The organism is Sphingobium sp. (assembly GCF_048594625.1).
Taxonomy (GTDB): domain Bacteria; phylum Pseudomonadota; class Alphaproteobacteria; order Sphingomonadales; family Sphingomonadaceae; genus Sphingobium.
Genome location: NZ_JBMDWL010000016.1, coordinates 40,089 through 55,674 on the forward strand (window position 1 = coordinate 40,089; position 15,586 = coordinate 55,674).

At 63.1% G+C, this 15,586-nt stretch carries 15 protein-coding genes; 7 read left to right on the forward strand and 8 right to left on the reverse strand.

Features of this window, described 5'->3' with window-relative positions; translation table 11 throughout:
* Nucleotides 1–21: 21 nt before the first annotated feature.
* From ACOJSJ_RS01690 to murI, 3 genes are all read right to left on the reverse strand, one after another.
* On the reverse strand, nucleotides 22–612 hold the full coding sequence (locus ACOJSJ_RS01690; protein ID WP_420143250.1) for an anthranilate synthase component II: 591 nt from the start codon (nucleotides 610–612) through the stop codon (nucleotides 22–24).
* Nucleotides 613–745: 133 nt separating this feature from the next.
* On the reverse strand, nucleotides 746–1,972 hold the full coding sequence (gene hemA / locus ACOJSJ_RS01695; RefSeq protein ID WP_420143294.1) for a 5-aminolevulinate synthase: 1,227 nt from the start codon (nucleotides 1,970–1,972) through the stop codon (nucleotides 746–748).
* Nucleotides 1,973–2,159: 187 nt separating this feature from the next.
* The gene (gene murI / locus ACOJSJ_RS01700) at nucleotides 2,160–2,963 is read right to left on the reverse strand and encodes a glutamate racemase (protein ID WP_420143251.1); all 804 of its coding nucleotides are present in this window, start codon (nucleotides 2,961–2,963) and stop codon (nucleotides 2,160–2,162) included.
* Between the two features lie 97 nt (nucleotides 2,964–3,060).
* Here murI and ACOJSJ_RS01705 point away from each other — a divergent pair, with 97 nt between their 5' ends.
* The 5 genes from ACOJSJ_RS01705 (at nucleotide 3,061) to topA (ending at nucleotide 8,757) form a co-directional block, all read left to right on the forward strand.
* Entirely contained in the window at nucleotides 3,061–3,603 is a 543-nt protein-coding gene (locus tag ACOJSJ_RS01705; RefSeq protein ID WP_420143252.1) for a sugar O-acetyltransferase, read from the forward strand.
* A 112-nt stretch (nucleotides 3,604–3,715) separates the two neighbouring features.
* On the forward strand, nucleotides 3,716–4,288 hold the full coding sequence (gene plsY / locus ACOJSJ_RS01710) for a glycerol-3-phosphate 1-O-acyltransferase PlsY (protein WP_420143253.1): 573 nt from the start codon (nucleotides 3,716–3,718) through the stop codon (nucleotides 4,286–4,288).
* Nucleotides 4,285–5,367 (forward strand): DNA-processing protein DprA, encoded by a 1,083-nt coding sequence (gene dprA / locus ACOJSJ_RS01715; RefSeq protein WP_420143254.1) that lies wholly within the window; start codon nucleotides 4,285–4,287, stop codon nucleotides 5,365–5,367. The genes plsY and dprA overlap by 4 nt, the downstream gene beginning before the upstream one ends.
* A gap of 47 nt (nucleotides 5,368–5,414) precedes the next feature.
* Nucleotides 5,415–6,038, forward strand: coding sequence for a glycerophosphoryl diester phosphodiesterase membrane domain-containing protein (locus tag ACOJSJ_RS01720; RefSeq protein WP_420143255.1), 624 nt, complete (start codon nucleotides 5,415–5,417; stop codon nucleotides 6,036–6,038).
* Between the two features lie 100 nt (nucleotides 6,039–6,138).
* A complete protein-coding gene (topA, locus tag ACOJSJ_RS01725) occupies nucleotides 6,139–8,757 on the forward strand; it encodes a type I DNA topoisomerase (protein ID WP_420143256.1) in 2,619 nt (872 codons plus the stop codon).
* 9 nt (nucleotides 8,758–8,766) lie between these two features.
* Here topA and ACOJSJ_RS01730 read toward each other — a convergent pair whose 3' ends face one another.
* The 5 genes from ACOJSJ_RS01730 to lepB all read right to left on the reverse strand — a co-directional run bounded on the left by ACOJSJ_RS01730 (nucleotide 8,767) and on the right by lepB (nucleotide 12,331).
* A complete protein-coding gene (locus tag ACOJSJ_RS01730; RefSeq protein WP_420143257.1) occupies nucleotides 8,767–9,483 on the reverse strand; it encodes a GGDEF domain-containing protein in 717 nt (238 codons plus the stop codon).
* Nucleotides 9,484–9,531: 48 nt separating this feature from the next.
* A complete protein-coding gene (gene era, locus ACOJSJ_RS01735; RefSeq protein WP_420143258.1) occupies nucleotides 9,532–10,428 on the reverse strand; it encodes a GTPase Era in 897 nt (298 codons plus the stop codon).
* 12 nt (nucleotides 10,429–10,440) lie between these two features.
* The gene (locus tag ACOJSJ_RS01740) at nucleotides 10,441–10,764 is read right to left on the reverse strand and encodes a GIY-YIG nuclease family protein (protein ID WP_420143259.1); all 324 of its coding nucleotides are present in this window, start codon (nucleotides 10,762–10,764) and stop codon (nucleotides 10,441–10,443) included.
* Nucleotides 10,765–10,826: 62 nt separating this feature from the next.
* On the reverse strand, nucleotides 10,827–11,552 hold the full coding sequence (gene rnc, locus ACOJSJ_RS01745; protein ID WP_420143260.1) for a ribonuclease III: 726 nt from the start codon (nucleotides 11,550–11,552) through the stop codon (nucleotides 10,827–10,829).
* Nucleotides 11,507–12,331, reverse strand: coding sequence for a signal peptidase I (lepB, locus tag ACOJSJ_RS01750; RefSeq protein WP_420143261.1), 825 nt, complete (start codon nucleotides 12,329–12,331; stop codon nucleotides 11,507–11,509). The genes rnc and lepB overlap by 46 nt, the downstream gene beginning before the upstream one ends.
* A 176-nt stretch (nucleotides 12,332–12,507) precedes the next feature.
* Here lepB and pgi point away from each other — a divergent pair, with 176 nt between their 5' ends.
* Both pgi and gor read left to right on the forward strand, forming a co-directional pair.
* Nucleotides 12,508–14,025 carry a glucose-6-phosphate isomerase gene (pgi, locus tag ACOJSJ_RS01755; RefSeq protein WP_420143262.1) on the forward strand — a complete coding sequence of 506 codons (1,518 nt, stop codon included), beginning with the start codon at nucleotides 12,508–12,510 and terminating at the stop codon, nucleotides 14,023–14,025.
* A 209-nt stretch (nucleotides 14,026–14,234) separates the two neighbouring features.
* Nucleotides 14,235–15,581, forward strand: a complete 1,347-nt coding sequence (gor, locus tag ACOJSJ_RS01760; protein ID WP_420143263.1) for a glutathione-disulfide reductase — start codon at nucleotides 14,235–14,237, stop codon at nucleotides 15,579–15,581.
* Nucleotides 15,582–15,586: the final 5 nt, after the last annotated feature.

The window sequence follows — 15,586 nt, forward strand, 5'->3', positions numbered from 1 at the left end:
ATCGCCGATAATAGGACAGGATCAGGCGGCTTCGCGTTCCCGCACCGGCAATCCTGCGATGCGCAGGAAGTTCGCCAGCATGTCATGCCCATGTTCCGTGGCGATGCTTTCCGGGTGGAACTGCACCGAATGGATCGGCAGCGTGGCGTGGCGGAAACCCATGACGGAGCCGTCCGCGCTGGTGGCGTTGACGACCAGCGTGTCGGGAATATCCTCCACGATCAGCGAATGATAGCGGGTGGCGGTAAAGGGCGAAGGCAGGCCTTCGAACAGGCCGGTGCCGTCATGGGTGACGAGAGAGGTCTTGCCATGCATCAGGCCGCCGCGCACCACCTTGCCACCGAAATGCTGCCCGATCGACTGATGGCCAAGGCATACGCCCAGTAACGGCGCGCCAGCATCGGCACAGGCGGCGACCAGATCCAGACTGACGCCTGCTTCATTGGGGGTGCAGGGACCGGGCGACAGCAAAAATGCCTTGGCGCCGGTGGACAGGGCCTGCCCCGCAGAAATGGCGTCGTTGCGCACGACTTCTACCTGTGCGCCCAGTTCCATCAGATAATGGACGAGGTTCCAGGTGAAGCTGTCATAATTGTCGATGACGAGGATCATGGCACGACGCCTTAGAGCGATTTCAAGTCAGATGGAACATCCGACGGCGCGGAAATCACGATCAACTGAAAAATGCGGCGCGGGATAAACCCCGGCGGCAGGACGGGGAGCGGCCCTTTACGCCGCCAACCCGTCAGGCCGCCCGACGCTGCGTCTTTTCCAGTTCCAGACGATCCCAGATTTCCGCCAGCGCGGACACGAGATCGCGCATCATGTCTTCGCTGTGCGCCGGGCCGGGGGTGAAGCGCAGCCGTTCCGTGCCGCGCGGCACCGTGGGGTAATTGATCGGCTGAACATAGGCGCCATATTCGGCGAGCAGGATGTCGCTGATCCGCTTGGCCTTCACCGGATCGCCGACCATCAGCGGCACGATGTGGGTCACCGAATCCATCACCGGCAGACCGGCGTCGCGCATCAGTTGCTTGAGCTTTGCGGCCGATGCCTGTTGCCCTTCGCGTTCGGCGCTGGAGGATTTGAGGTGGCGGACGCTGGCCAGCACACCCGCGACCAGAACCGGAGACAGCGAAGTGGTGAAGATGAAGCCGGGCGCATAGCTGCGGATCACATCGACGATCATCTGATCGGCGGCGATATAGCCGCCCATGACGCCGAACGCCTTGCCCAGCGTGCCTTCGATGATGGTCAGGCGATGGGCGACATCGTCGCGTTCAGAAATGCCGCCGCCGCGCGCGCCATACATGCCCACGGCATGGACTTCGTCCAGATAGGTGAGCGCATTATATTCATCGGCAAGGTCGCAGATTTCGGCGATCGGCGCAACGTCGCCGTCCATCGAATAGACGCTTTCGAAGGCGATCAGCTTGGGCGCTTCGGGATCTTCGGCAGCGAGCAGTTCGCGCAGATGTTGAACGTCATTATGACGGAAGACGCGCTTTTCGCAGCCCGAATTGCGGATGCCCGCGATCATCGATGCATGATTGAGCTCGTCGGAAAAGATGATGCAGCCGGGCAGGATCTTTGCCAGCGTGGAGAGCGTCGCTTCGTTCGAGACATAGCCCGACGTGAAGAGCAGGGCTGCTTCCTTGCCATGCAGATCGGCCAGTTCACCTTCCAGATCGACATGATAATGGGTGTTGCCGCCGATATTGCGGGTGCCGCCGGAGCCGGCGCCGACATCGTGCAGCGCCTCTTCCATCGCGGCGACGACCTTGGGATGCTGGCCCATGGCGAGATAGTCGTTGGAGCACCACACGGTAATCGGCTTCGGCCCGTTATGGCCGTGGAAACAGCGGGCGTTGGGAAAGGCACCCTTGTTGCGCAGGATGTCGATGAACACGCGATAGCGGCCTTCGCTGTGGAGCCGGTCAATCGCCTGCGAAAAGATATGCTTGTAATTCACTCGCTTCTTCCCGTTTCCTTCGCGCGCCTTTTTCTTACAACGCTGCGACATCCTCTTGCCCTGAATGCCGCATGTAACCGCGCAAGATCCCCATTACCAGCGATAACCGCTCGCAACCTTAGGGAGAAATACCTATCAGACTAATCGGATCGGTTGGCCATAGGACAAATGGCCTACCCCTCTTTCGTCAAAGATTTTCGATCCGGTGAAGCCCATAGCGGGCAAGCGCGGGGCGGAGCGCTTCGACCTTGTCATCCACGCGCGTAAAGACGGCCGTGCCGGGCGACGGGGCGTCGGGCCATGGCTGCCCATCCGTCAGAAAGCGGATGCGTCGGGCGATGCCTTCGCCGCCATGGACGAAGCCCATGGTATGGGGCGCAGCGGCGGCCAGTTCCTCCTCCACCAGTGGAAAATGGGTGCAGGCCAGCACCACCATGTCCATCCTGTCCCCACCCGGTTGATCGAGCAGCCCCGCCAGTGCGCCGCGGGCGATATTGGGATCGAGCGTTTCGCCGCGCAGCTTGGCTTCGGCGAGCTGGACGAGGGCGGCGGAGCCGTGGCGCAGGACGGTGCAGTCCGCACCATGTTCGGCGGCGAGCCGGTCCACATAGGGTTGACGGACGGTGGCGTCGGTGCCGAGCACGCCGAAGACGCGGTTTTTGGAAAGGATCGCGGCAGGCTTGATCGCGGGAACGGTGCCGACGACCGGAATATCGAGCGCGGCGCGGACATGCTGGAGCGCGATGGTCGACGCCGTGTTGCAGGCGATCACGGCAAGGCGCGGGCGATAGCGTTCGACAAGGCGACCGAGCAAGGCGGGCACGCGGGCGGCGATTTCGGCCTCGCTCTTCGTGCCATAGGGGAAACCCGCACTGTCGGCGGCATAGACGATCGGCGCGGTCGGCAACGCCGCGCGCGCGGGGGCGAGGATGGACAGTCCCCCCACACCGGAATCGAAGAAAAGGATGGGAGCATCAGTGGCGACCGTCATGACCGTTCATGTCGCGGCATGGCGATGGTGTCAACCGGGCGGTCTTGCCAGACATGGTTGCGACTGCCAATCCGCCTGCCATTCCATGGAGATGATGGTGACCGAACGCAGCATGAAGCAGAAGATGATCGCGGGCGAACCCTATCATGCCAATGATCCCGAAATCATCGCGGATCAGCTGGCCGCTGCGGAGTGGATGCAGCGGTTCAATGCCACCCTGCCGCCGGAACGGGAGGCCTTGCTGAAGGAGCGGCTGGGCGCGCTGGGCGAGGGATCGACCATCCGGCCGCCCTTTCATTGCGATTATGGGTTCAACATCTTTCTGGGCGCGGGCGTGTTCCTGAATTTCAACTGTACCATATTGGATGTGGTGGAAGTGACGATCGGTGACGGGACACAGATCGGCACGGGCGTGCAGATATTGACCGCCGATCATCCGCGCGATCCGGCCGAGCGCGCCAGCGGGATCGAATGGGGACGGCCGATCCGCATCGGGCGCAATGTATGGATCGGCGGCGGGGCGATCATCCTGCCGGGCGTCACCATCGGCGACGATGCGCTGATCGGCGCGGGCAGCGTGGTGACGCGCGACGTTTCGGCAGGCGCAACCGTGGTCGGCAATCCGGCGCGACTACGCTGAAAGACGTACCGACCCCCATTGCCCAACGCGCCTGTCACGCTATGGTCGCGCGCAAATCTTACTGGCGAATGGCATGACACCTCCCTGGCTTCTTCCCGCTTTCATACTGGTTATGGGCTATCTGCTCGGCTCCATCCCCTTTGGCCTGTTGCTGACCCGCTTCACCGGCGCAGGCGACCTGCGCCAGATCGGGTCGGGCAATATCGGCGCGACCAATGTGCTGCGCACCGGGCGCAAGGGGCTGGCGGCGGCGACGCTGCTGCTCGATCTGCTCAAGGGCGCGGCGGCGGTGCTGATCGGCGCGGCGTTGATCGACGGCGGCGGGCCGATGGCGGGGGCGATGGCATTTATCGGCCATTGCTATCCCGTCTGGCTGCGCTTTGCAGGCGGCAAGGGCGTGGCGACGATGATGGGCGTGGTGACGGCGATGTTCTGGCCCGCCGGGATCGTGTTTGCGCTCGTCTGGCTGGGCGCGCTTTACGGCACGCGCTGGTCTTCGGTCGGGGGCATGTCGGCGGCGGTGAGCGCGCCGATCGCGATGGGCGCATTCGGGCGGATCGATCTGGTGCCGGTCAGCCTTGCATTGGCTTTGATCGTGCTGTGGCGACACCGCGCCAATATCGCCCGGCTGATGAAGGGGGAGGAACCAAAAGTCGGCAAATCCAAGGACAGCGCCGCCGAATGAGCGAGCGGGAGCGGTTCGACAGGCTGCGGCTGATCCGCTCCCCCCGGATCGGTCCGGTCAGCTACAGGCAATTGATCGCCCGGTTCGGGACGGCGGGTGAGGCATTGCGCGCCATTCCCGATCTGGCGGCGCGTGGCGGGGGCAAGGCCAGCGTGGCGGAGGCGGGCGCAGTCGAGCGGGAAATCGCCGCGAGCCGGGCGCTGGGCGCGCGCTACCTGTTGATGGGCGATGCCGATTATCCCGCCCTGCTGAACGAGATGGATGGCGCGCCACCCGCGCTGATCGTGCGGGGCGATGTGACGCTGGCAACGCGGCCCTGCGTCGCGATGGTGGGCGCGCGCAACGCATCGGCGGCGGCATGCCGCTTTGCGCGCAATCTGGCGCAGGATCTGGGGCAGCGGGGCGCGGTCGTCGTGTCGGGGCTGGCGCGCGGGATCGATACGGAGGCGCATCGCGGATCGATCGACAGCGGGACCCTCGGCGTGATCGCCCGCGGCATCGACATCAGCTTTCCGCCCGAAAATGCGGCGTTGCAGGAACAGGTGGCGAGCGACGGCCTGCTGGTGACGGAGCATCCGCCCGGCGTGCAGCCGCTGGCACGGCATTTCCCGGCGCGCAACCGGATCATCGCGGGACTGGCGCTGGGCACCGTGGTGGTGGAGGCCGCGCCCAAATCCGGATCGCTGATCACCGCGCGGCTGGCGGGGGAGGCGGGGCGTGAGGTGATGGCCGTGCCCGGATCGCCGCTCGACCCACGGGCGCAGGGTTGCAACGCGTTGATTCGCGAAGGCGCGATCCTTGTCCAGAATGGCGCGGACGTCATGGAGGCGATCGGCGGTTTCGATCCGCGCATGGTGCGGCAGGGCAGTTTCGAGTTTCTGGGCGCGCCCGTGTCGAGCGATGTTGCGGAAGGGGAACGGGCGGCCGTGATCGCGTTGCTGGGACCGGCGCCGGTGCCGGTGGATGAGCTGATCCGGCAATCGGGCCTGTCGCCCGCAGTGGTGCAGACGATATTGCTGGAACTGGAGCTGGCGGGCAGAACCGACCGCCATTCAGGGGGAAAGGTGTCGATGATATGAGCGATGCGATACAGAGAATTGACATAGGGCGGATATTTTCGCAGGCCATGACCGACATCGGGCAAGGCGCCGTGCGATATGGCGGATTTGCCGTAGGCGTGGGCCTGCTGGGTGGGCTGTTCGACACCTATGCGCCGCGTGCGGGCAATATGGCGAGCAATATCGCGCTGTTCTTCGTGTCCGTGCTGACGGTATATTACAGCTTGCAGGCGCATCTGTCCGATGCGGAGATCAAGCCGCGATTTGGCGCCGCGTTCGGATTTAACCTGCTGACCGGTCTGGGCGTCGTGGTGGGGCTGCTATTCCTGATCGTGCCGGGCGTGATGCTGTTCACGCGCTGGGCGGTGGGGCTGCCTGCGCTGTTGCGCGAAAATCTGGGCGTTTCGGAAGCGATGGAGCGGAGCGGGACACTGACGGCGGGCAATCGCTGGCGGATATTGGGGCTGGGCCTGTTGATCTGGGGCCCGTTCCTGATCGTGATGGTCGCAGTGGGCGGCCTGTCCGCCGCCTTTGCCGGAGAAGACAGTCTGGACGGGCTGATCTTCAACATCGTCGTCAACCTGGCGGCGGGCGGCGCAACCATCCTGAGTTCGATCTGCTGGACCCAGGCCTATCTGACATTGTCGCAGGCGGACGAAAGCGGACGATCGCTCGAACAAATTTTTGCCTGATATGGAGCGGTTAGGACTGGCGCGCAGGAAGGCTTGACGCGATAGCGACAAGGTAGCCAGACTCGCGCGTACGTGTGGGGCAACAAAATCCGGGGCCATAATGCAGCTTGTCATCGTAGAATCGCCCGCCAAGGCGAAGACCATCGAGAAATATCTGGGCGGCGATTTTCACGTCCTTGCCAGCTATGGCCATATTCGCGACCTGCCCGCAAAGGACGGGTCGGTCGATCCCGACGATGGTTTTGCCATGCAGTGGGAAAATTATGGCGACAAAGGCAAGCAGTTGAAGGCCATCGCCGATCAGGCGAAGAAGGCCGACCGATTAATCCTGGCCACCGACCCTGATCGCGAAGGGGAAGCGATCAGCTGGCATGTGCAGGAAGTGCTGCGCGCCAAGAAGGTGCTGCCGCAGAAGGTCGACCGGGTGACATTCAACGCCATCACCAAGGCGGCGGTGACCGAAGCGATGGCGCAGCCGCGCGCGCTGGACGAGGATCTGATCGACGCATATCGGGCGCGCCGGGCGCTCGATTATCTGGTGGGCTTCACTTTGTCGCCGGTGCTGTGGCGCAAGCTGCCCGGCGCGAAATCGGCCGGGCGCGTGCAGTCGGTCGCCCTGCGGCTGGTGGTGGAGCGCGAGCGCGAGATCGAGAGTTTCGTACCGCAGGAATATTGGTCCGTCGCGGCCGATATGGAGCAGAGCGGGCAGGGCTTTACCGCGCGCCTCGTCCGGTGGAAGGGCGAGAAGATCGAGCGGCTGACCATCGGCAAGGAAGGCGATGCCATGGCCGCCAAGGCCGATGTGGAGGCCGGGCGCTTCTCCGTCGAGAAGGTCGAGACGAAGCCGGTCAGCCGCAATCCTCCCGCGCCGTTCACCACATCGACCTTGCAGCAGGAAGCGGCGCGCAAGCTCGGCTTTTCGGCCAGCCATACGATGCGGATCGCGCAGCAGCTGTATGAGGATGGCGCGATCACCTATATGCGTACCGACGGCGTGCAGATGGACGGCAGCGCCATTTCCGCCGCGCGCAAGGCGATTGCGGAGCACTATGACGGCGGTTACCTGCCCGAAAAGCCGCGTCAGTATCAGACCAAGGCGAAGAATGCGCAGGAAGCGCATGAAGCCATTCGTCCGACCGAATTTAACCGTGACAAGGTGGGCAGCGGCGATCATGCGCGCCTCTATGACCTGATCTTCAAGCGCGCGCTGGCGAGCCAGATGGCGTCGGCGCGGCTGGAGCGAACGACGATCGATCTGGTCGAACAGACCGGCCAGCACGCGCTGCGCGCCACCGGTCAGGTGGTGATCTTCCCCGGCTTCCTTGCCCTGTACGAGGAAGGTCGTGACGATTCGGATGATGACGACAGCAAGCTGCTGCCGCGCATGAGCGAGGGCGATGCCCCCGCCAAGAAGAAGGTCAGCGCCGAGCAGCATTTCACGCAGCCGCCGCCGCGCTATTCCGAGGCATCGCTGGTCAAGCGTCTGGAAGAATTGGGGATCGGGCGGCCTTCCACCTACGCCTCGACGCTTCAGGTGCTCAAGGACCGCGACTATGTGCGGGTGGAAAAGAACCGCTTTTTTGCCGAAGAAAGCGGGCGGCTGGTGACAGCGTTCCTCGAACGCTTCTTCGAACGTTATGTCTCCTATGACTTCACCGCCGGGCTGGAAGACGAGCTGGACGACATCAGCGGTGGCCGGGCCCAGTGGCAGGCGGTGCTGGAGGCGTTCTGGCGCGATTTCAAGCCTAAGACCGCCGAGGTGATGGAACAGAAACCGTCGGATATCACAGCGGAACTGGACAAGTTTCTGGAGCCGATGCTGTTCCCGCCCAAGGCGGACGGGAGCAACCCGCGCGCCTGCCCGCTATGCGCCGATGGACAGTTGTCGCTGCGTGGCGGACGGTTCGGGGCCTTCATTGCCTGCTCCAACTATCCCGAATGCAAATATACCCGCAAATTCGGCCAGCCGGGCGGCAGTGAAGGCGGCGACAGCGGACCCGAAATACTCGGTCAGCATCCCGAAACCGGGCAGGACATTGTGAAGAAGTCCGGCCGCTTTGGTCCCTATATCGAAATGGGCGAAGGAAAGGAGGCCAAGCGCGGTTCCATTCCCAAGGATCTGCCGGGCGGCGAAATGACGCTGGACTGGGCGGTCAAGCTGCTGAGCCTGCCGCGCGAAGTGGGGCTGCATCCGGAAACCGGCCTGCCGATCATGGCCAATATCGGGCGTTTCGGTCCCTATCTGTTGCATGACGGCAAATATGGGCGGCTGGCCAACACGGCCGAGATTTTCGAGGTCGGCATGAATATGGCCGTCGCCAAGCTGGCCGATGCGGCCAATCGCGGCGGGCGGTCCAGCGGCGGGCGAGAGCCGTTGAAGATACTGGGCGCGCATCCGCGTACCGAGGCTGAAATCAAGCTGATGGAAGGGCGTTATGGCGCCTATGTCACCGATGGCACGACCAATGCGACGCTGCCCAAGACGGTGGACAAGGACCAACTGACGCTGGAGGAAGCGGCGCAGCTGATCGACGCGCGCGCCGCCTCTGCACCGGCGAAAAAGGGCAAGAAGGCGCCAGCCAAGAAGAAGGCCGCGCCCAAGAAGGACGCCGCGGCAAAGAAGGAAACGGCCGAGAAAAAGCCAGCTGCGAAGAAAGCGCCTGCCAAGAAGGCGCCGGCCAAGAAAGCTGCGACCAAGGCGGCTGGGGCGGCCGAATAAACCGGGTCGTCAGGCGGCGCGTCGCACCTGGTTGCGGCCGCCCGTCTTGGCGGCATACATGGCGATGTCGGCGCGGTGCAGGCTGGCTTCGACCGGCTGTGCGGGGTCGCTGATGCTGAGGCCGATGCTGGCTGTGACGCGGACGATGCGGCCCGATGGCGCGGTGACGCGCAGCGACTGGATCGATGTGCGGACATGTTCGGCCCGGCGGGTGGCCTGATCGGCGTCGCAGGCGAGCAGGCAGGCGGCAAATTCCTCACCCCCCATGCGGCCATAGAGATCGTCGGGGCGGAGCGCTTCGCTGATGGCGATGCCGACGGCGCGCAACACCGCGTCGCCCGCCAGATGGCCATGATCGTCGTTGAAGCGTTTGAAATGATCGATGTCGATCAGCAGATACCAGTTGCCCGGTTGCGCATGGACCTGTTCCGCGCGGTCGAAAAAGGCATTGCGGTTGAGTAGCCCGGTCAACCCGTCATAATTGGCGAGGCGGGCAAGATCGGCCACCCGCCCCTCCAGCTCCAGGCGCAAGCGCTTATTTTCCTCGCTCTGCCGAACGAGCAGGATGCAGACCGGGGTGGAAATGCTGCTGGAACAGACGATACCGACGATGAAATAGCGCACCGGAATGAACAGGCCGGGGATGGCGGACATGGCCGCCATGATGATGATCGTCCCCAATACCGATATGCCGACGCACAGGGCTATTTTCCGTTTCGGTCCCATGGAACGGGGCCGTAACGGGATAAGGTAAATTATATCCTTAGCGTCGGTTCATTCCACCCAGTCGAGACCGATGTCGCGATAGATGCCGCGATCATCCTCCCAGTCTTCCTTCACCTTGACGTGCAGGTAGAGATGGACCTTTACCCCCAGAAGATTGGCGAGTTCGGCGCGGGCCTTGGACCCGATTTCCTTAAGCCGCTGCCCCCCCTTGCCCAGCACGATGGCGCGCTGTGTCGGGCGACCGACCAGGATCTGCTGGTGAATTTCCACCGACCCGTCATCCCGTTCCTTATATTGTTCCGTATCCACAGCGGCGGCATAGGGGAGTTCGGCATGCAGCTGATGATAAAGCTGTTCGCGGGTGATTTCGGCGGCCAGCATCCGGTCGGTGGCGTCCGACACCTGATCTTCGGGGAAATGCCATGGCCCCTGCGGCATGGCGTTGGCGAAGGCGGTCTTGAGTTCGGGCAGGCCATCGCCGGTCGCGGCGGACACGAAATAGATTTCGTCGAAACCCAGCTGATCGTTCAGCTTTTCCGTATGGACCAGCAGCCGTTCCTTGGTGGCGATGTCGACCTTGTTGATGATCAGCCACTTGCGTTCGCTGCGATGCTTGAGCGCTTCGACGATGGGTTCCAGCTTGGGACCAAGCCCCGCCTTGCCATCGATGACCATTGCGATCAGGTCCGCACCCTGCGCACCGCTCCATGCGGCCTGCACCATGGCGCGGTCCAGTCGTCGCTTGGGCGCGAAGACGCCGGGCGTGTCGACCAGCACCAGTTGCGCGTCGCCTTCGATCGCGACGCCCATCACGCGGGTGCGGGTGGTCTGCGCCTTGGGACTGGTGATCGCCACCTTCTGCCCCACAAGAGCGTTGACCAGCGTCGATTTGCCCGCATTGGGCGCGCCGACGACCGCAATGACGCCGCAGCGCTGGTTATTCATGTTTGTTGTCAATTAACACTCCGTTCGCCCTGAGCCTGTCGAAGGGCTTAAATTTTCTTTGCCTGATCGGGCCGATGTCGAGATCAGCGTCCAATCTTCGCGGATGAGGGCCAGCTTTTTGGCACGGCTCCACCCCTTGATCTGCCGTTCGGCTTCAAGTGCTTCTATACGTGTGTCGAACGATTGCGACCAGACCAGTTTTACCGGCAGGCGCGTTTGCGTGTAACCAGCAATCCATCCCTGATCATGATGCCCAATCCGATGTTCGAGATTGTCGGTATGCCCTACATAAAAGCTGCGGTTTGCGCAGTGAAGCATGTAGGTCCAGAAGGGCATGGGCAAATTAAAGAGGAAGAAAAGCCCTTCGACAAGCTCAGAGCGAACGGAGGGTGGGCATTTTACCCCGCCAGTTTATCCAGCAGCGCCTTGGCCGCTGCGGTTTCGGCTTCCTGTTTCGATCCGCCGGTCGCGCTGGCTTCGCCTGCGCCCTTGATCGAAACGGTCACTGTAAAGCGCAGGGCGTGTTGCGGGCCGGAACGGTCGGTCATGACATATTCGGGCGGTTTGCGTTTGTTGGCGGCGGCCCATTCCTGAAGATAGGATTTGGGATGACGGGGCGCGCTGGTCTGCGTATCCACCCGGTCGCCCCACAGGCGGCGGACGAGGGCGCGGGCTTCATCCAGTCCACCTTCCAGAGAGAGCGCGCCGATCAGCGCTTCCATCACGTCACCCAGCACATTGTCGCTGTTGGTGGCGCCATCGTCGCGGGCCTGTTTGCCAAGGATCAGGTGCGTGGGCACGCCCGCGGCGCGCGCGACTTCGGCGCAGGTTTCGCCCGACACCAGCGCGTTGAAGCGGCGGGACAGCTTACCTTCCGGTTCATCGGTAAAACGGTCGAACAGCCATTCGCCGATCAGCAGGCCAAGGATGCGGTCGCCCAGAAACTCCAGCCGTTCATAATTGACCGCCTTGGCGCTGCCATGGGTCAGCGCCTGTTCGAACGCGGCCGGGTTTTTCGGCGCGCGCCCGATCAGTTGCTTCAGCCAGCCAGCGGTATCGGGCCTATGCGAATTCAAATTCAAAAGCCTTCCCCGATGCGGCTCCAGCGCGCGGCGGTGAACCATGTCCATGGGAGCAGCCAGTTGGCGCTGCCGTCGGTCGAAAAGACGGAGATCATCGCCTTGCCCACCAGATTTTCTTCGGGGACGAGGCCGATGCCGCCGCCTTCGACCGCGGGGAAGCGGCTGTCGGCGGAGCGATCGCGATTGTCGCCCATCATGAAAAGATGCCCCTGCGGCACCAGCACCGTGTCGCGATCATCCGCCGCGCCGTCGGGCAGCAGGTCGAGGACATTGTAGCTTTTGCCGCCAGGCAGGGTTTCGCGATATTGCGGGTAGCGGCACTGTTTGCCGCCGCCGGGCGCGGCCTGTTCAAAATCCGGTCGGTAGCAGGGGGACGGCGCGCCTTCGCGGGTGGACGCGTCGATCATGTTCTGCGTCACCGGAATGACGAGGTCGGCGACCTTCTGCTTGGGAATCGCCTGACCATTCAGATAGACGGTGCCGCCGCGCACGGCGATCATGTCGCCGGGCAGGCCGATGACGCGCTTGATATAATCATTCTTCTGGTTCGGCGGCGCCTTGAACACCACCACGTCGCCGCGTTCCGGCGTGGACGCAAGGATGCGTCCGGGGATCAGCGGGATCGAGAAGGGCAGCGAATAGCGCGAATAGCCATAGGGCCATTTGGCGACCAGCAGATAATCGCCGATCAGCAGGCGCGGCTGCATCGATTCCGACGGGATGTTGAAAGGCGATATGATGAAGCTGCGCAGGATGAAGACGAACAGGCCCAGCTTGGCGAGGAACCAGAGAAAGTCCCGCGTTTCCGATTTGGCAGTCATGGAGTGTCGTCTGGTCCCTGATGAAAGTGCCGACAGAGCGGCCGTGCGGCTTGTGGAGCCTGATGCGATGCGCGTCAAGCAGTGCTTCTCAATGCAAAAGCCTGCAAATTTGGCTAAGCATAGGCAGAATCGACCGGTGCAGCGTCGATGTCGACCAACGTCATAGAGGATATTGCATGACCAGCCCTGCACAGCCGCGTTCTTTGGCGTCCATCGCCGCGCTTCCGCAAGCAGACCTGAAGTCCGTATTCACCACCGATCCCGATCGTCTGTCGAAGCTGGTTCTGAAGCAGGGGCCGATCCGGTTCGACTGGTCCAAGACGCATCTGACCGACGATGTGATGGCCGGGTTCCTGTCGCTGGCGAAGGATCAGGATTTTGCCGGATGGCGCGACGCGCTGTTCATGGGGCAGGCGGTCAACAACAGCGAAGGCCGCGCCGCCGAACATCCCGCCGAACGGGGCGAAGGCAATGCCGACAGCGTCGCCCATGCCAAGATGCTGCACCAGCGGATGCGCGGCCTGATCGACGCGATCGAGGCGGGCGCTCTGGGTGAAGTGCGCCACGTGCTGCATATCGGCATCGGCGGGTCGGCGCTTGGCCCCAAGCTGATCGTCGATGCGCTGGACGGCGACGGCGTGCGCTATGATGTCGCAATCGTGTCCAATGTGGACGGCACCGCGCTGGAACGGGCGATCGAAGGGTTCGACCCGCACACCACGCTGATCGCCATCGCGTCGAAGACTTTCACCACCAGCGAAACCATGCTGAACGCGGCGAGCGCGATCAACTGGATGGTCGAAGCCGGCGTGGACGATCCCTATGGCAAGGTCATCGCGCTGACCGCGGCGCCCGAAAAGGCGATGGAATGGGGCGTCGATGAAACCCGCATCCTGCCCTTCGCCGAATCGGTGGGGGGGCGGTATTCGCTCTGGTCTTCCATCGGCTTTCCCGCCGCCATGGCGCTGGGCTGGGACGCGTTCGAAAGCCTGCTGGAAGGGGCGGCGGCGATGGACCGCCATTTCCGCCTGTCCGCGCCCGAACAGAATGCGCCGCTGATTGCGGCATTCGTGGACCAATATTACACCCGTGTCATGGGGTGCCAGACCCGCGCCCTTTTCGCCTATGACGAGCGGCTGGCGTTGTTGCCATCCTATCTCCAACAGCTGGAGATGGAGAGCAACGGCAAGAGCGTGACCCGCGACAATGAGCCGGTCGATGGGCCGACCGCGCCGATCACCTGGGGCGGGGTCGGCACCGATGCACAGCATGCCGTGTTCCAGCTGCTGCATCAGGGGACGATCATCACGCCGGTCGAGTTCATCGCGTCGATCGAACCGGGCCATGTGCTGGACCCGGCGCATCACCGCGCGTTGCTGGTCAACTGCTTTGCGCAGGGCGCAGCGTTGATGCGGGGCAAGGACAATGCCGACGATCCGGCGCGCGCCTATCCCGGCAACCGGCCGTCCACGACGATCCTGCTGGACGATGTGACGCCCGAAGCGCTGGGCGCGCTGATCGCCTTTTACGAGCATCGCACCTTTGCCAACGCCGTGCTGATGGGGATCAATCCCTTCGACCAGTTCGGCGTCGAGCTGGGCAAGGAAATCGCCAAGTCGATCGAGGCGAACGGGCCGACCGGTTTCGATCCTTCGACCATGGCGCTGATCGATCTGGCACTGGCCGGGGAATAAGTCTGTAATCTGTTCGGTTCGAGTAGCGGCTTCGACTGCGTCGAGATGGCGTGTCGAGAATGGCTCTCGACAAGCTCGAACCGAACGGACGGGGCCGGGGAAGCAATGGAAGACGATTCCCATTTGTAACTTTTCGCCCCAGTCGCCATATCCGCCACCAAGTTTGATGGCACGTCGCCCAGCATGCGATGCGCTGAGCGGAGAACAGCATGACCGGATATGATTTCGACCTTTTCGTCATCGGCGCGGGATCGGGCGGCGTGCGTGCTTCCCGGATCGCGTCGGCCCATGGCGCGAAGGTCGCGGTGGCCGAGGAATTTCGCGTCGGCGGCACCTGCGTCATTCGCGGATGCGTACCCAAGAAGCTGCTGATCTATGGCGCGCATTTTGCCGAAGATCTGAAGGACGCCCGCCGCTTTGGGTGGAATGTGCCCGATTGCGGATTCGAATGGACGACGCTGCGCGACAATGTGCTGGCCGAAGTCGACCGGCTTGAGGGGCTGTACGGCAATACGCTGAGCAGCAACAAGGTGGAGGTGATCCGCGAGCGGGCGACCATCACCGGCCCGCATGGCATAAAGCTGGCGAGCGGGCGGGACGTGACGGCCAAGGTCATTCTGGTCGCGACCGGCGCATGGCCCGTCATTCCCGAAATCGAGGGGGCGGAACATGGCATCACGTCGAACGAGGTGTTCCATCTGGACGAATGTCCCAAGCGCATCGTCATCGTCGCCGGCGGCTATATCGCCAACGAATTTGCGGGGATTTTCCATCAGTTCGGCAGCCATGTGACGATGGTCAACCGGGGCGGCGACCTGCTGCGCGGATATGACGAGCAGATCCGCGACCGGCTGCTTCAGATCAGCATGACCAAGGGCATTCATTTCCGCTTCAATGCGAAGATGAAGCGGATCGAAAAAAATGACGATGGCACGCTGTGCGTCCATTTCGCCGATGGCGATCCGGTCGCGGCCGACGTCGTGCTGTTCGCGACCGGGCGCAGGCCGATGACCGACGGGCTGGGCCTGGAAGCGGCCGGGGTCCAATTGACCGATAAGGGCGCGATCAAGGTCGACGATTACAGCCAGACCAGCTGTCAGAGCATCTATGCCGTGGGCGATGTCACCGACCGGCTGCAACTGACGCCGGTGGCCATTCGCGAAGGGCATGCCTTTGCCGACACGGTGTTCGGGAACAACCCCCGCAAGGTCGATTATGATTGTGTGCCGGCGGCCGTGTTCAGCCATCCGCCGCTGGCAGGCGTGGGCCTGACCGAGGCGCAGGCGAAGAATAAATACGGGACGGTGAAGGTCTATACGTCCGATTTCCGGCCGATGAAGAATGTGCTGGCCGGGCGGGACGAGCGGGCGCTTTACAAGATGATCGTGGATGAAACCACCGACAAGGTGGTGGGGCTGCACATGATCGGCCCGGATGCGCCGGAGATATTGCAGGCGGCCGCCGTCGCGGTGAAGGCGGGGCTGACCAAGCAGGATTTCGACGATACCGTCGCGCTGCACCCCAGCATGGCCGAGGAACTGGTGCTGCTGAAATAAGCGAA

Coding starts and splice junctions, on each gene's coding strand:
- ACOJSJ_RS01690 (WP_420143250.1), bottom strand. CDS start 612: ATGATCCTCGTCATCGACAATTATGACAGCTTCACCTGGAACCTCGTC.
- murI (WP_420143251.1), bottom strand. CDS start 2,963: ATGACGGTCGCCACTGATGCTCCCATCCTTTTCTTCGATTCCGGTGTG.
- plsY (WP_420143253.1), top strand. CDS start 3,716: ATGGGCTATCTGCTCGGCTCCATCCCCTTTGGCCTGTTGCTGACCCGC.
- dprA (WP_420143254.1), top strand. CDS start 4,285: ATGAGCGAGCGGGAGCGGTTCGACAGGCTGCGGCTGATCCGCTCCCCC.
- ACOJSJ_RS01720 (WP_420143255.1), top strand. CDS start 5,415: ATGACCGACATCGGGCAAGGCGCCGTGCGATATGGCGGATTTGCCGTA.
- topA (WP_420143256.1), top strand. CDS start 6,139: ATGCAGCTTGTCATCGTAGAATCGCCCGCCAAGGCGAAGACCATCGAG.
- ACOJSJ_RS01730 (WP_420143257.1), bottom strand. CDS start 9,483: ATGGGACCGAAACGGAAAATAGCCCTGTGCGTCGGCATATCGGTATTG.
- era (WP_420143258.1), bottom strand. CDS start 10,428: ATGAATAACCAGCGCTGCGGCGTCATTGCGGTCGTCGGCGCGCCCAAT.
- ACOJSJ_RS01740 (WP_420143259.1), bottom strand. CDS start 10,764: ATGCCCTTCTGGACCTACATGCTTCACTGCGCAAACCGCAGCTTTTAT.
- rnc (WP_420143260.1), bottom strand. CDS start 11,552: ATGGTTCACCGCCGCGCGCTGGAGCCGCATCGGGGAAGGCTTTTGAAT.
- lepB (WP_420143261.1), bottom strand. CDS start 12,331: ATGACTGCCAAATCGGAAACGCGGGACTTTCTCTGGTTCCTCGCCAAG.
- pgi (WP_420143262.1), top strand. CDS start 12,508: ATGACCAGCCCTGCACAGCCGCGTTCTTTGGCGTCCATCGCCGCGCTT.
- gor (WP_420143263.1), top strand. CDS start 14,235: ATGACCGGATATGATTTCGACCTTTTCGTCATCGGCGCGGGATCGGGC.